Here is a 13658-nt window from a genome sequence, read left to right on the forward strand (position 1 = left end):
CAGGGCCTTTTTCGAATACCAGCATCACGCAGCGTAGCGGGATACTGGGGCCGAACTTACTGCGCGGGTTGGGCCGGCTGCCCCTCCTGCTGCTGCATCTGGTTCTGGAGGTCTTGCATCTGTTGCTGCTGCTGGGCGATCGCCTCATCCAGCTGCTGACGCTGCTCATCGGTGAATACCGACTCGATGCGCGACTGGAGCAATACCGTCTCGGCCGTGATCTCGCCGGTCAGGTCGCCAAGCCGTGAGGCATCCTCACGAATGAGGTCTTCATCGTAGTCAGGGCCGACATAATCGCCGAGGCGCGCCTGCAGCGCCTGAGCCTCCTGCTCCTTGGGGGCCAACTGACTCTCGGCCTCGTCCAGCAGGCTACGAATCTCCTGCTGCTGGTTCTCGTCCAGATCGAGCAACTGATCGAGCTGGTCCACCTGATCCCCCTGAGGCGGCGCCTGCATCTGCTGTGCCGACGCTACGCCGACGATACCCAGAGTGAGTGCGATCGTTGCCAGAAACTTGGTGAGCTTCATTACGTACTCCATTCCATCAGAGTTGCTTTCATGGCCCGAACCGGTCGAGCCACTACGTCCTAACCCTGACAGCGGAACGAGCATCAGGTTCGCTCACGAGGCAAAAGTTTCGACTCAGTGTCGGCTCCGGTTTCTCTTCGTGCCAGCATGCGGCGCATCAGCTGCCAAGCGACCACCCCAGCCAGTACGTTACCGAACGCCGCTCCCATGGCGAGCCCCGGCAAGCCACCTAGCGAAGCTCCCAACCAGAGAAACGGGAGATAGCACAGGAACAGCCTCGCTGTGGACATCAGCATGGCACGCAGCGGCCAACCCAGCGCATTGCCAGCTGAGACAACCAGCATACAGACACCAAGAGCAGCGTAACTCGGCAGCAGAAAACGGATCAGCAGCGTCAGGTCGTCTCGCACGTCAGGGCTGCCCGCCAGCAGTTGAGACGCCCATGGCGAGAGCAGAGCCAGTAACAGGCCCAAGGTGAGTTGCCATCCCACCACGATTCTCAACGCCAAGCGCACCAGTTGCCTGACCTGCGCCCAGTCGCCAGCGCCGTAGCAACGCCCCAGCCAGGGCGGCAACGACATGGTCAGGGCCAGCACGACCACCAGTGCCAGCGTTTCGAGCCGGCTCGCAAGCCCCCATGCGGCCACCGATGATTCCCCCAGGCTCGCCACCACCGAGATGGCAAGCATCGACGCCAGCGGCGGCATCAACTGGCTGACCATTGCCGGCCCGGCAATGCCGACAAAGGGGCGTGCCGAGCCAGCCAGCTCCCGTCTGAGCCCATCACGCGCCAGCCAATCATTCTGCCGCAGCCGCTTGGCAACCAGCAGCAGCCCGCTGGCAAAGGCAATTGCCGTGGCCCAGGCTGCTCCTGGAAGACCAAGCCCCGCCCAGGGGCCCACACCAAAGATCAATAGTGGATCGAGCAGCAGGTTGAACAAGCTGGTTATTACCATGATCTTGCCGGGCAGCCGCGTATCGCCATGGGCACGAAACAGGCTATAGAAGAAGTAGAGAACCGCCCCCAGCCAGGCTGCCAATAGCTGAGGCGCCCAGTAATCGCGGATCAACTCGCGCGTTGCCTCGTCGGCACCCAGGCGCGAGAAAATCGCAGCCTGGGACCACCACAGCACGAACGCCAGCAGAGCGAGGATCACACTACCGACCATCAGCACCAGCGAGCCAAGACACCGCGCCCTGGCTGTCTCACCGGCGCCCAAGGCGCGCGAGATCAGCGCTGCGATGGCGATGCCGAGCCCGACCTGAACGCCAATGATGAGGAAGGTCAGCGGAAAGGTGAACGACTGCGCCGCCAGCGGCGCAGTACCCAGGCGAGCGACGAAGGCACTGTCCACCAGTTGGAAGCCAAGCAGTGCCAACACCCCGATGGCCATCGGCCAGGTCTGCCGCCAGAGCATCTGCCCCAGGGAGGCATCGGTTGAGGAAGATGGCATGAGCAACTCCGTCGGCATGCGGGAGACGCATTCTACGCGAAACTACGCCTCTGCTCAGCCCTGCAAGTCGCCGGGGCTGCTTACCACCAGCCCCAGCAGGACACGCTCGGTCATCGCGGCAGGCATCGGACGGTAAAAGTAATAGCCTTGCACGAGATCGAATTTCATCTCGCGGATCAGTTCCAGTTGCCGCTGATCCTCGACTCCCTCGGCCACGACCTCGAGCCCGAGGCGGTGACCGATGAACACCGCCGCCTCCATGATCGCCCTGTCCTTTGGCTCCCCCGGGGCATCACGTACGAAGGTGCGGTCGATCTTCAATGCCGTCACCGGGAATCGCTTCAGATAGCTCAGCGAGGAGTAGCCAGTACCGAAATCATCGATGGCGATGCGAAAACCGCAATGATAGAGCTCCCAGAGGCCTTCCAGAATCCGACCATCGGCTTCGATCAGCACGTTCTCGGTCAGTTCGATGCCGATCTCTCGTGGCCCGAGCCCGTGGCGTGCCAGGCACTGGTGCAGCCGTTCGAACACGTCCGGCCTCGATAGCTGTCGCCCCGAGATATTGATGTCGATACGTTCCAGCAGTACCCCAGCATCTCGCCACTGCGCCCGCTGCCGGCAGGCTTCTTCCATGACCCAGTCGCCCAGGCGGTGAATCAGTCCGGAGCGTTCGGCCACGCGAATGAACTCATGCGGGGATACCGTTGGCCCTTCGCGCGGCTCCCAGCGCAGCAGGGCCTCGAGATTCTCGATCCGCCCACTGATCGCCGATACCTGGGGCTGGTAATGCAGCGTGAGTTCGTGGCCATCAAGGGCGCGCTCCAGGTTCTCGGCCATGCGATGCTCGCGTACCAGCTCGTCGTGCAGGTGCTGGTAAAAGAAGCGCACGCTTCCGCGCCCCTCCAGCTTGGCACGGTTCTTGGCCACGTCGGCATTGCGGATCAGCTCGCGCGCTCCGCTGCCATTATCGGGAAAGAGGCAGACGCCGATGCTGGCCGAGATGCGGCGCTCATGCCCTTCCAAGCCGAAGGGGAGCTTGAACAACCCCTGAATCTTGTTCACTACCTGCAGCACGTCCTCCTCGCGGCGCAGGCCGGGAAAGGCCAACACGAACTCATCGCTCGATAGACGGGACAACAGGTCGGTAGAGCGCAGCACATCGCGCAGGCGGCGCGTCAACTCGACCAGCAGTTGGTCGCCCTGCTCATAGCCCAGGGCGTCATTGATCTCGACGAAGCGATCGATATCGAGATAGATCAGCGCCAGGCCGATACCCCGACGACGAACCCCCTCGAGGACGTGGTCGAGATCCGTCTCGAAGGTCTGCCGGTTGGGCAGCTTGGTCAGCCTGTCGAAGCGCGTGGCGAATTCGAGTTCGCGGTGGGCCTGCTTCTGGTCCGACAAATCGACGTCGACACAGAACATGAGTGGATCGTCGGTATGCTCCTTGAGCATGACGTGGTGCGAGAAGACCGGTACCAGTTCGCCGCTCTTGTGCTTGAGTTCCAGTTCTTCAGCGGGGATCTCGATACCTTGCCGAATCCAGGCCCGATGCGCCTGGACGACGCCCTCCCGCATGAAATCGGGAATGATCAAATCCTCGAGCAGGCCACCGAGAGCCTCCTCTGCCGTGTAACCGTAGAGCCGTGTGCTGGCCGCGTTCCAGTAGATGACCCGGCGATCGCGGTCATAGCCCTGTACCGCCACCTTGGGCAGGCTCTCGAGCAGGGCCCGGAAGCGTTGTTCGCTTTCCAGATACTGACGGCGTACGCGCTCGACGGCATCGTCGCTTTCCGCAGAGCCAGCGGCTACCGCAGCCGATGGCTTTACCCGCCATCGACTCAGCCATCGCCTGAGGCATTGTTCGCGGAACATTACGACACTCCTCGCAAGGGTATGACGATGCTCACGTTCCCATAATGGAACAATCTCACCGTTTTTCGTTACATCCTACACAGCATTGTCTGAATTCTCCTACGTCCTTGGTGGGAAATCTCCGCCTTTTTCCGCCTTGGCCCTCCGTCTGCAGCCTGACGGTCTAATATTTCCAGCTACAATCTTTGACATTTTATTTCATTTCTTTTCAATTTTGTTTGTTGCACGGGGTCTCCCCGACAACATCGGGCAATCCCGCCCGTCCCACTTGGAGATAGCGACATGAAACTCGAAACACTCAAGCATGGTTACGATTTCACCGGCATGCCAATCAATCCGCTGGTCCACTACTGGGCGCCAGGGGTCAGCCATGACCTGGCTACTCGTCACTGGTCCCTGACCGACGTTCGCTCACGCGTGGACCTGTCGGCCTGGCAGACATTCACCGCCGACCTGCCTCGCGATCCCTACGTCAACAGCCGCTGGAAGCGCATGTCCTGGCTGGCGCTGGACGAGACCGGCGAAGTCAGAGAAATGGGGCACTGCCCCATGGCCCAGGGCGGCGCCTTCAATGCGGCAGAAAGCATGGCCGACCGGCTGCGCTACTATGAGCCCCTTACCCCCGAATTTCTCGACCGCCCCGACGTCAAGGCCTTCGTGCACGCCTGGGCGATGCTGTGGAACCTGGGGCCCAACGAACCGATCCTGATGCAGATTACCGGCGTGCGTGGCGAAGGCCAGGTCGATCCCCTGCAGGGCCAGGGAATCCATGCCGACGGCTGCAAGGCCTTGAGCATCATGGTCCTTCAGCGCGAGAACGTCAGCGGCGGCACCAACCATCTATACGCCGACCAGGCCGGCGCTCAGTCACTGATGTCAGCCACACTGCAGGAAGGCGACATTCTCCATCTGCACGACGACCGCATCTACCACAGCATCGACGATCTCGCTCAGCAGGAACAAAATACCGCATTCGAGCGCTTCATTATCATCATCAACAGCCGGTTCGTGGATGAGTTTCAGAATCGTATTCTCAGGCGGCATTTCCCCGATGCCGTCCTCAACGAGACCCGCTGAGACCGACCCGCTCCCGCCTGCGGCCCAATAAACGACACCCCCGGCCATGACCGGGGGTGTCGCTCTTGCTGACTGAGAAGTATCGTCCGTTTGAAGGCCCTACTGACGCACACCCTCGAAGGTGACGTAGAGTTCGAGCTCATGCATCGCTTCGGGGAAATCGCTCATGTCGATACCGAAGTCGGCCAACGTCAGCGTGGTGCTGCCCTCGAAGCCGGCGCGATAGCCACCCCAGGGATCCTCGCCCTCGCCCATCAGTGTCACCGGCATCTCGATCTCGCGGGTCTCGCCGTGCAAGGTCAGGTCACCGGTCAACACGCCTTCGTCGTCGCCGTTGGGCGTGAAGCCGGTGGAGACGAAGGTGGCTGTGGGATACTCGTCGGCATCCAGGAAGTCGCTGCTGATGAAGTGCTTGTCGCGCTCGGCATTATTGGTGTTCAGACTGCTCACCTGAACTTCCATCTCCACGCTCGAGGCCTCGAGGTCTTCGGAATCGTAGTGGAAACGCCCTTCGAACACCTCGAAGTTACCGAGAATGTAGGAGAAGCCGAGATGGTTGATCTTGAACTGGATGAAGGCGTGCTGCCCTTCGGTGTCAACCACGTAGTCGTCGGCCATGGCCAGACCGGTGGCGGCCAGTGAAACGGCGCCTAAGGCAGTAGCGAGTGCGGCTTTCTTGAACATGAGTCTCTCCTTGGTAGTAGCGCCCATAGGCGCTGGCGTTCAACGGCGACGCGTACGTGCCGGGTTCAGCATGCGGATGAAGGTATCGTGGCGATCGAGAAAGTGGTGCTTGAGTGCCGCCAGGGTGTGACCTGCCGCCAGTAGTACCAACGCCACGGCACTGTACCAGTGAATCTCTCCGGCGATACTGGCCTGGTCGGGCAAGTGGCTGATGAGCGCGGGCACCTCGAACCAGTCGAAGACGCCGATGCCACGCCCTTTGGCAGTGGAGATCAGGTAGCCGCTGACCATTACCGTGAGCATCAGAACGTAAAGGGCGATATGGCCAAGATGCGCTGCAACACGCTCCATGCGGCTACCGTGCGCGACGGGAGTCGGCTGAAACAGGCGCCAGAGAACACGCAGCAGCGTGGCGAACAGCAGCAGCATGCCAATGGAGCGGTGCCACCATGGGGCGAGGTTGTACCAGGAGTCGTAATAGCTCAGGCCCGTCATCCACCAGCCGAGAAGGAACAAGCCCACGACCGCCACGGCACTGGCCCAGTGCAGAGTGATGCTGACCAGGCCCCAGCCTGAGCGAGTGTTGCGCCACATCTCGTCGCTCCCGTTGAGCTTCGTCATCGATGGGTGGCAGCATACCGTAACGAACGCTCAAGATGCGCAGAAAAAACCGAACGTTACGTTCGTAAAAATTCCCTGTTCGTCACCCGGATATACATTTCTCCCACTTCCGGATTCGTGACTCAAATCAGCGCATCGAGCCCGCGTGCGAGGTCGGCCCGTATATCCTCCACCGCCTCGAGCCCCACCGCCACACGAACCAGCCCCTCGCCGATGCCCGCCGCCTCCTTCTGCGCATCGGAAAGACGCCCGTGGGTAGTGGTACCGGGGTGGGTGATAGTGGTCTTGACGTCACCCAGGTTGCCGGTGATCGAGAGCATGCGGGTGGCATCGATGACCGACCATGCCGACTCGCGCCCGCCCTTGACCTCGAACCCCAGCACCGCGCCATAGCCTTTCTGCTGGCGGCTGGCCAGCCCGTGCTGCGGGTGGTCCGACAAGCCGCTGTAGTGTACCCGCGCCACTGCGGGGTGCCCCTGCAACCACTCTGCCAGGGCCTGGGCATTCTCGCAGTGGGCACGCATACGAAGATTGAGCGTCTCCAGCCCCTTGGTGAAGATCCAGGCATTGAACGGGCTCAGGCACGGCCCGCAGGTACGCACCACGCCAAACACCTCTTCGAGCTCCTTTTCACGCCCCACCACGGCGCCACCGACCGCCCGCCCCTGCCCATCCAGGTACTTGGTGGCGGAGTGAATGACCAGGTCCGCCCCCAGCGCCAGCGGCTTCTGCAAAGCCGGGGTCAGGAAGCAGTTGTCTATGGCGAGCAGCGCACCACTACGATGGGCGATGTCGGCAAGCGCCGCGATATCGACCACTTCGGAAAGCGGATTGGAGGGCGTCTCGGCGAACAGCAGGCGAGTCCGGGACGTCATCGCTGCCTCCCAGGCCGCCAGGTCGGCGAGTTCTACATAGCGCGTGGTAATGCCCAGCTTGCCGAAATACTTGTCGAACAGGCTGACCGTGGAACCGAACAGCGAGCGCGAGGCGACGATCTCGTCACCGGCTTGCAGCAGGGCGAGTACCGTTGCCAGGATCGCCGCCATGCCGGAACTGGTCGCGACACAGCGCCCCCCTTCTTCGAGCGCTGCCAAACGACGCTCGAAGGTATGCACGGTGGGGTTGGTGAAGCGCGAATAGACGTTGCCCGGCTCCTCACCCTTGAACTTGCGCGCCGCTTCGGCGGCACTGGCGTAGACGAAGCTCGAGGTGGGAAAGATCGGCTCGCCATGCTCCTGCTCATGGGTACGCTGATGGCCCGCACGAATCGCCAGGGTTTCCAGTGCCCAACTGTCGTTGGGAGTCGTTTCGTCATGCATGGTGGGCCTCAATCGTCGATGTCGTCTTCCTGGTTGTGCATGCCCACCAATGCATGGGCGCCGACACTCTGCTCCTGCTTGGCGGCATCGTTGCGCGAGGCCTCGAGCGCCAAGAGGTAGCCATCGTCGATATCGCCGGTCACGTAGCGACCATCGAAGACCGAGCAGTCGAACTCCTCGAGCCCTGGGTTGACCTCACGACAGGCCTCCTTCAGGTCGTCCAGGTCCTGGTAGAAGATACGGTCGGCGCCGATCAGCTCGCCCACCTCGGCTTCGCTGCGACCATGTGCGATCAACTCCGTGGCCGCCGGCATGTCGATACCGTAGACGTTAGGATAGCGCACCGGTGGCGCCGCCGAGGCAAAGTAGACCTTGTTGGCACCGGCCTCCCGCGCCATCTGGATGATTTGCTTGCAGGTGGTGCCGCGCACGATGGAGTCGTCCACCAGCAGCACGTTCTTGTCCTTGAACTCGACGCCGATGGCATTGAGCTTCTGGCGTACCGACTTCTTGCGCTGGGTCTGGCCCGGCATGATGAAGGTCCGGCCAATGTAGCGGTTCTTCATGAAGCCTTCACGATAGGTCACGCCCAGGTGCTGAGCGAGTTCCAGCGCCGAGGTACGTGAGGTATCGGGGATCGGTATCACCACGTCGATGTCGTGTTCCGGCCACTCGTTGCGGATACGGTCGCCGAGCTTGCGCCCCATCTGCATGCGTGTGCCGTAGACGTAGGCGCCATCGAGGATCGAATCGGGGCGCGCCAGGTAGACATGCTCGAAGATACAGGGCGAGAGCGTAGGCGCATCGGCACACAGCTGAGTATGGAATTGACCCTCCATGTCGACGAAGATCGCCTCGCCCGGCGCCAGGTCGCGGTGCAGTTCGAAGCCGCCCACGTCGAGCGCTACCGACTCGGAGGCGATTATCACCTCCTGACCGTTGCCCTCGTCGCGAGTGCCGAACACCACCGGCCGGATGCCGTTGGGGTCGCGGAAAGCGACCAGGCCGACACCGTTGATGATCGCCACCGCGGCGTAACCACCGCGGCAGCGACGATGCACCCGCCGCACCGCGTCGAAGATGTCGCCGGGAGTGAGATGCAACCCTTGCTTGCCCAGCTCGTGCGCAAACACGTTGAGCAGTACTTCGGAATCCGAACTGGTATTGATATGACGCAGGTCGGAAGAGAACAGCTCCTGCTTGAGCTGGTCGGAATTGGTCAAATTGCCGTTGTGGGCCAGCGCGATGCCGTAAGGGGAATTGACGTAGAACGGCTGCGACTCCGCCTCGCTGGACGAGCCCGCGGTGGGATAGCGTACATGGCCGATACCCAGATTGCCCTGCAGCCGCGCCATGTGGCGAGTGTGGAACACATCGCGTACCAGGCCGTTGCTCTTGCGCAGCAGGAAGCGCCCTTCGCTCCATGTCATCATGCCCGCGGCATCCTGGCCGCGATGCTGAAGCACCGTCAGAGCGTCATAGATCGCCTGGTTCACGGTCTGCTTGGCCAGAAGGCCTACGATACCGCACATTCCACCTTACCTCGCTTGCAGGGTGCCGACCGTAGTCGGCAAGAAAAAACCGTTGTTCACAACGCCTCGGCGCCGGGCTCGCCCCTGTCACGCCGTTCGGGCAACGGAATGTCCCGCCACCCTTCCGGCGCCTCGGGCACGCGGCCTTCCCAGGCCTCGAGCTGATTCACGGCCCAGTTGCGCAACTGCTCGAAGGTCGGCCGCAGCTCGGCGTCCTCCCATGCCTGCAGTTGTGCCAGCGGCGTCAAGCTGATCAGGATAGTCGCCACCACCAGAACGGCCGCGCCACGTGCGACACCGAAGCAGGCACCGGCAACGCGGTTGAAGAAGCCCATGCCGACCCACTCCACGGCAGCATGCACCATACGGATGATAATGCCACAAAGCAGCACCACCCCGAGGATCACCAGCACGAAGGCCAGTACCAGCCGGCCGTCGGGGCTGTCGATCAGCCCGGAAAGCAGATCAGCCACCGGCTCGGCAAGCAGCCGCGCCGCCAACAGCGCGACGATCCAGGCCGCCAGGCCCAAGCCTTCACGTATCAGCCCGCGCATGAAGCCAGCCAGAGTCGAGATGGCCAGCACGGCGAGAAAAACCCAGTCGAGCCAGGTCAGCGTCATGGCCTCATTCTCTCACTCTGACCAGCAGTCCTTGCAGGTTGATCTGCTCCTTCACTGCGCTCATGGCGCGCTCACCGGAATCCGACGACTCGAAGGGCCCCACGTAGACCGTGGTCATGTTGTTGTCGCGCTGCCGGCTATAGACGGGAAAGCCCTGCTCCTGCAGCTGTGACTGGAGGCGTTCGGCATTGCCCGGCTCGCCGAAGCTTCCCACCTGCACGGCCCATTCGCCCCCCGGCGATGCACTCGCCGACGAGCCCTGGCGCTCGGGCTCGGAGTTCTGGGCAGGGGACTGGCTGTTCGCCAGGCGCTCGGAAGCGGCCTGGGCCAGGTCGGCAATCGGATCCTGCCGAGGTGCATCGGCCGGCGATGCAGCCTGGTTCGCGTCGCTGCTCGCGCCACCCTCTTGCAGCGCCACGGCTGGCTCCGGCTCGACACGTTCGGCGTCGCCCGGTTCAGGCTCGACATCTGCCAAAGGCGGCTGCGGCTCTACCAGTGCGGGGTTCGTCTCGGGAGTACGGATCTGCCCCAGACTCGTCGGCGGCTGCGGATCGGGTACGTTGCGCCGCTCCACCGGTACCGGCTGCCCGATGGTCAGCATCGGCTGGGGGCGTTCGTCGCGAGGTGCCGGCTCATCGAACAACATCGGCACGAAGATCACCGCCAAGGCAATCAGAATGATTGCACCGCTGATTCGTTCGCGCATTCCGTACTTCATCATTCCTCCTGCCCCCGCTTAAGCCGCCTGCCCCTGTTTCCACGCCAGAATGGCCGCTACCGTGAAGAAGGAGCCACATACCAGCACGCGATCGTCGGGCGCCAGGCGACCGGACAACCACACCGCGCCGTCCTCGGGCGTCTGGGCCTGGTAAGCCACATGCCCCCCGGCGCTCTCGATGCGTCCCGCCAGGTCCGCGGCGGCACGTGCCCGGTCACCGGCCAGGGTCACGGCAACCCAGCCATCCGCAACGCCCGCCAGCGCCCCGATGACGCCATCGGCATCCTTGTCGCCCAACATGCCAAGCAGCACCCAGGTACGCCCGCGGCATGGCTGCTCTGCGAGTCTTCCCGCCAGGTAAGCGGCGGCGTGCGGGTTGTGGCCTACGTCCAGACACCACTGTCCCAGCCACTGCATGCGGCCGGGCACCTGCAGCTCGCGCAGGGCCAGGCGGCAACTCACTTCGTCGAGCGTCATACCGGCCGCTCTCAGGGCCTGCAGGGCCGTAGCGGCATTGTCCAGCGGCAGCCCCGGATCGGGCAAGTCCTCGAGGCTTGAAAAAGTCCCATCGGCACCCGCTCCCTGCCAGCTGAAGCGACCGGCGCCACGAGGCAGCCAGTGAAAATCATGTCCCAGCTGCAAGGCCTGTGCACCGCATTCATCGGCACGCTGGCGCACGCTCGCGGGAAGCGCGTTACTGCCCAGAATGACGGGATGACCGGCGCGCATGATACCGGCCTTCTCACGGCCGATGCCCTCGAGATCGGTGCCGAGGAAGTCGGCGTGGTCGAGCGCGATAGTGGTAATGACGGCGACGTCGGCATCGATGACGTTGACCGCATCGAGCCTGCCACCCAACCCGACCTCGAGCACGGCGAGATCGGGACGGCGGCAAGCGATCGCCCACAGGGCCGCCAGAGTGCCGGCCTCGAAGTAGGTCAGGCTAACGGGTTCATCGTCCAGGCGCGCCGCCTCGACGGCTTCGAAACCGGCGATGAGCGTGGCATCGTCCGCCTCGCTGCCGTCGAATCGCAGCCTTTCGTTGTAGCGCAGCAGGTGAGGTGACGTGTAGGCGGCAGTAGCGAGACCATGTGCTCGCGCCAGCGCCTCGATCATGGCTACCGTCGAGCCCTTGCCGTTGGTACCTGCCACGGTAATGACGTGCGCTGCCAGGCAACGTTCCAATAGCCCCATGCGGCGAGCAACTTCGGCCACCCGCTCGAGGCCGAGGTCGATGCCCACCGGGTGGATCTGTTCCAGGTAGCTGAGCCAGGCGTCCAGCGTGCGAGATGGCGTCGAAGCATTCACGGTCGTTCAGCGCGCCGAGTCAGAGCGATCGGGATCCTCGGACCACGCCGGCGAAGATTCTTCCGACGCTTCGGGCTCGAGGGCATCGATGAACTCGCCCTCCTCCGCGGCCGCACGCTCAGCCTCATCGACCAGGTCTGGCTCGTGGACCATACCGTCCTCGAGGCCGCTAGGGGGCTGGTGAGTCAGCTTTCGCAGCACGGCACCCAGGCGACCGCGCATTTCGCCACGGGCCACGATCATATCCACCGTGCCATGCTCAAGCAGGAACTCGCTGCGCTGAAAGCCCTCGGGCAGCTTCTCGCGCACAGTCTGCTCGATGACTCGCGGCCCGGCGAAACCAATCAGGGCGTTGGGCTCGGCCACATTGAGATCGCCGAGCATGGCCAGCGACGCCGAAACGCCACCGAATACGGGGTCGGTCAGCACCGAGATGTAGGGTACACCGGCTTCGCGCAGGCGCTCCAGTGCCGCCGACGTCTTGGCCATCTGCATCAGCGAGAACAGCGCCTCCTGCATCCGCGCCCCACCCGAAGCGGAGAAGCAGATGAACGGAATGCGCTCCTCGAGGGCCAGGGCAGCGGCTCGCACGAACTTTTCGCCCACCACGGCTCCCATGGAGCCACCCATGAAGGTGAATTCGAAGGCCACCACGACCACCGGCAAGCCGTCCAGGGTGCCACGCATCGCCACCAGGGCGTCCTTTTCGCCGGTTTCCTTCTGCGCTGCGTTGAGCCGATCCTTGTATTTCTTGGAATCGCGGAACTTCAGGCGGTCCACCGGCTCGAGCTCGGCCGAGATCTCTTCCCGCCCGTCCTTGTCGAGAAACCAGTCGAGCCGCTTGCGCGCGGTCAGCCGCAGATGGTGATCGCACTTTGGGCAGACGTTGTGATGCTTTTCCAGTTCGGGTAGATAAAGTACCGCCTCGCACTTCGGGCACTTGCGCCACAGTCCGTCGGGCACGCTGGCCCGCCGGTCCTTGCGCTGAATTCGCCCCATGGAGGGAACAATCTTGTCGAGCCAGCTCATGTCAGAAAGGCTTCCGTATGCTGTTGCGCCCAGCCGTACCAGGCGTCATGAATCGAATCTTGGGCAAAGGCAAGCTCAGCGAGTCGGCAGCGCATCCAGGGCCTGGCGCATCTCGCTGAGTATCGCCTTGAGCTCACCGGCGATCGCTTCGGGCCGCTCGGCGTTGGCGGCGATGCGGCTGACCAAGGCGCTGCCGACGATGACGCCGTCGGCCACCTTGCCGACCTCCGCCGCCGAGGCGCCGTCACGAATGCCGAACCCGACACACAGCGGCAGATCGGTCAGCTCGCGCAGGGGCGCCAGATGGCTTGCCACGTCGTCGGCGTTGAGCGTTGCGGCCCCGGTCACGCCCTTGAGCGCGACATAGTAGAGGTAGCCCTCGCCATGGGCGCATATTGTAGCGGCCCGTTCCCTTGAAGTGGTAGGGGCGACGAGAAAGATCGAGGCAAGACCTCGCGCCTTGAGAATGGGGCCGAACTCATCGGCCTCCTCGGGCGGCATGTCGACGGTCAATACGCCATCGATGCCGGCATTTGCGGCCTGATCGGCAAAGGCCTCGAGACCGATGCGCTCCACGGGATTGAGGTAGCCCATCAACACGACCGGCGTGTCGCGATCGGTGCGGCGAAATTCCCGCACCATCTCGAACAGATGGCTTAGGCGCACGCTGTGCCTCAGCGCCCGCTCGCAAGCCTTCTGGATCACCGGACCGTCGGCCATCGGGTCGGAGAACGGTACGCCCAGCTCGAGCACGTCGGCACCCGCCTCTACCAGGGCATGCATGAACCCCACGGTATATTGCGGTGCCGGGTCGCCGGCGGTGATGTAGGGAATCAACGCGCGGCGGCCCTGCTCCTTGAGTTCAGCGAAGCGTTTATCGATTCGGTTCAT

Annotated in this window: 13 protein-coding genes; 1 reads left to right on the plus strand and 12 read right to left on the minus strand. The window is 63.1% G+C overall.

The window, feature by feature from the left end:
* Window positions 1–56 precede the first annotated feature (56 nt).
* The 3 genes from HBJ55_RS02825 to HBJ55_RS02835 form a co-directional block, all read right to left on the minus strand.
* Window positions 57–527 carry a Spy/CpxP family protein refolding chaperone gene (locus tag HBJ55_RS02825; protein WP_167110845.1) on the minus strand — a complete coding sequence of 157 codons (471 nt, stop codon included), beginning with the start codon at window positions 525–527 and terminating at the stop codon, window positions 57–59.
* A gap of 83 nt (window positions 528–610) precedes the next feature.
* On the minus strand, window positions 611–1981 hold the full coding sequence (locus HBJ55_RS02830) for an MATE family efflux transporter (protein WP_167110847.1): 1371 nt from the start codon (window positions 1979–1981) through the stop codon (window positions 611–613).
* Between the two features lie 54 nt (window positions 1982–2035).
* Window positions 2036–3859, minus strand: a complete 1824-nt coding sequence (locus HBJ55_RS02835; RefSeq protein ID WP_167110849.1) for a putative bifunctional diguanylate cyclase/phosphodiesterase — start codon at window positions 3857–3859, stop codon at window positions 2036–2038.
* 282 nt (window positions 3860–4141) lie between these two features.
* Between HBJ55_RS02835 and HBJ55_RS02840 the strand changes: the two genes are divergently transcribed.
* The gene (locus HBJ55_RS02840; protein ID WP_167110851.1) at window positions 4142–4936 is read left to right on the plus strand and encodes a 2OG-Fe dioxygenase family protein; all 795 of its coding nucleotides are present in this window, start codon (window positions 4142–4144) and stop codon (window positions 4934–4936) included.
* Between the two features lie 99 nt (window positions 4937–5035).
* Here HBJ55_RS02840 and HBJ55_RS02845 read toward each other — a convergent pair whose 3' ends face one another.
* From HBJ55_RS02845 to trpA, 9 genes are all read right to left on the minus strand, one after another.
* Window positions 5036–5620, minus strand: coding sequence for a YceI family protein (locus tag HBJ55_RS02845; RefSeq protein ID WP_167110853.1), 585 nt, complete (start codon window positions 5618–5620; stop codon window positions 5036–5038).
* A gap of 39 nt (window positions 5621–5659) precedes the next feature.
* A complete protein-coding gene (locus tag HBJ55_RS02850) occupies window positions 5660–6214 on the minus strand; it encodes a cytochrome b (RefSeq protein WP_167110855.1) in 555 nt (184 codons plus the stop codon).
* A 149-nt stretch (window positions 6215–6363) separates the two neighbouring features.
* Window positions 6364–7560 (minus strand): O-succinylhomoserine sulfhydrylase, encoded by a 1197-nt coding sequence (locus HBJ55_RS02855; protein ID WP_167110857.1) that lies wholly within the window; start codon window positions 7558–7560, stop codon window positions 6364–6366.
* Between the two features lie 8 nt (window positions 7561–7568).
* Window positions 7569–9092, minus strand: a complete 1524-nt coding sequence (gene purF, locus HBJ55_RS02860; RefSeq protein WP_167110859.1) for an amidophosphoribosyltransferase — start codon at window positions 9090–9092, stop codon at window positions 7569–7571.
* A 56-nt stretch (window positions 9093–9148) separates the two neighbouring features.
* Window positions 9149–9712 carry a CvpA family protein gene (locus HBJ55_RS02865; RefSeq protein WP_167110861.1) on the minus strand — a complete coding sequence of 188 codons (564 nt, stop codon included), beginning with the start codon at window positions 9710–9712 and terminating at the stop codon, window positions 9149–9151.
* A gap of 4 nt (window positions 9713–9716) precedes the next feature.
* Window positions 9717–10430 carry an SPOR domain-containing protein gene (locus tag HBJ55_RS02870; protein WP_167110863.1) on the minus strand — a complete coding sequence of 238 codons (714 nt, stop codon included), beginning with the start codon at window positions 10428–10430 and terminating at the stop codon, window positions 9717–9719.
* A gap of 18 nt (window positions 10431–10448) precedes the next feature.
* On the minus strand, window positions 10449–11738 hold the full coding sequence (gene folC / locus HBJ55_RS02875) for a bifunctional tetrahydrofolate synthase/dihydrofolate synthase (RefSeq protein ID WP_167110865.1): 1290 nt from the start codon (window positions 11736–11738) through the stop codon (window positions 10449–10451).
* A 6-nt stretch (window positions 11739–11744) separates the two neighbouring features.
* On the minus strand, window positions 11745–12767 hold the full coding sequence (gene accD, locus HBJ55_RS02880; RefSeq protein ID WP_167110866.1) for an acetyl-CoA carboxylase, carboxyltransferase subunit beta: 1023 nt from the start codon (window positions 12765–12767) through the stop codon (window positions 11745–11747).
* A 75-nt stretch (window positions 12768–12842) separates the two neighbouring features.
* Window positions 12843–13658, minus strand: coding sequence for a tryptophan synthase subunit alpha (gene trpA / locus HBJ55_RS02885; RefSeq protein ID WP_167110867.1), 816 nt, complete (start codon window positions 13656–13658; stop codon window positions 12843–12845).

Source organism: Billgrantia bachuensis (assembly GCF_011742165.1).
GTDB classification, from domain to species: domain Bacteria; phylum Pseudomonadota; class Gammaproteobacteria; order Pseudomonadales; family Halomonadaceae; genus Halomonas; species Halomonas bachuensis.

What these genes read in the sequence shown, in the direction of transcription:
- HBJ55_RS02825 (WP_167110845.1), bottom strand. Translation starts at nt 527, where the DNA reads ATGAAGCTCACCAAGTTTCTGGCAACGATCGCACTCACTCTGGGTATC.
- HBJ55_RS02830 (WP_167110847.1), bottom strand. Translation starts at nt 1,981, where the DNA reads ATGCCATCTTCCTCAACCGATGCCTCCCTGGGGCAGATGCTCTGGCGG.
- HBJ55_RS02835 (WP_167110849.1), bottom strand. Translation starts at nt 3,859, where the DNA reads ATGTTCCGCGAACAATGCCTCAGGCGATGGCTGAGTCGATGGCGGGTA.
- HBJ55_RS02840 (WP_167110851.1), top strand. Translation starts at nt 4,142, where the DNA reads ATGAAACTCGAAACACTCAAGCATGGTTACGATTTCACCGGCATGCCA.
- HBJ55_RS02845 (WP_167110853.1), bottom strand. Translation starts at nt 5,620, where the DNA reads ATGTTCAAGAAAGCCGCACTCGCTACTGCCTTAGGCGCCGTTTCACTG.
- HBJ55_RS02850 (WP_167110855.1), bottom strand. Translation starts at nt 6,214, where the DNA reads ATGTGGCGCAACACTCGCTCAGGCTGGGGCCTGGTCAGCATCACTCTG.
- HBJ55_RS02855 (WP_167110857.1), bottom strand. Translation starts at nt 7,560, where the DNA reads ATGCATGACGAAACGACTCCCAACGACAGTTGGGCACTGGAAACCCTG.
- purF (WP_167110859.1), bottom strand. Translation starts at nt 9,092, where the DNA reads ATGTGCGGTATCGTAGGCCTTCTGGCCAAGCAGACCGTGAACCAGGCG.
- HBJ55_RS02865 (WP_167110861.1), bottom strand. Translation starts at nt 9,712, where the DNA reads ATGACGCTGACCTGGCTCGACTGGGTTTTTCTCGCCGTGCTGGCCATC.
- HBJ55_RS02870 (WP_167110863.1), bottom strand. Translation starts at nt 10,430, where the DNA reads ATGAAGTACGGAATGCGCGAACGAATCAGCGGTGCAATCATTCTGATT.
- accD (WP_167110866.1), bottom strand. Translation starts at nt 12,767, where the DNA reads ATGAGCTGGCTCGACAAGATTGTTCCCTCCATGGGGCGAATTCAGCGC.
- trpA (WP_167110867.1), bottom strand. Translation starts at nt 13,658, where the DNA reads ATGAACCGAATCGATAAACGCTTCGCTGAACTCAAGGAGCAGGGCCGC.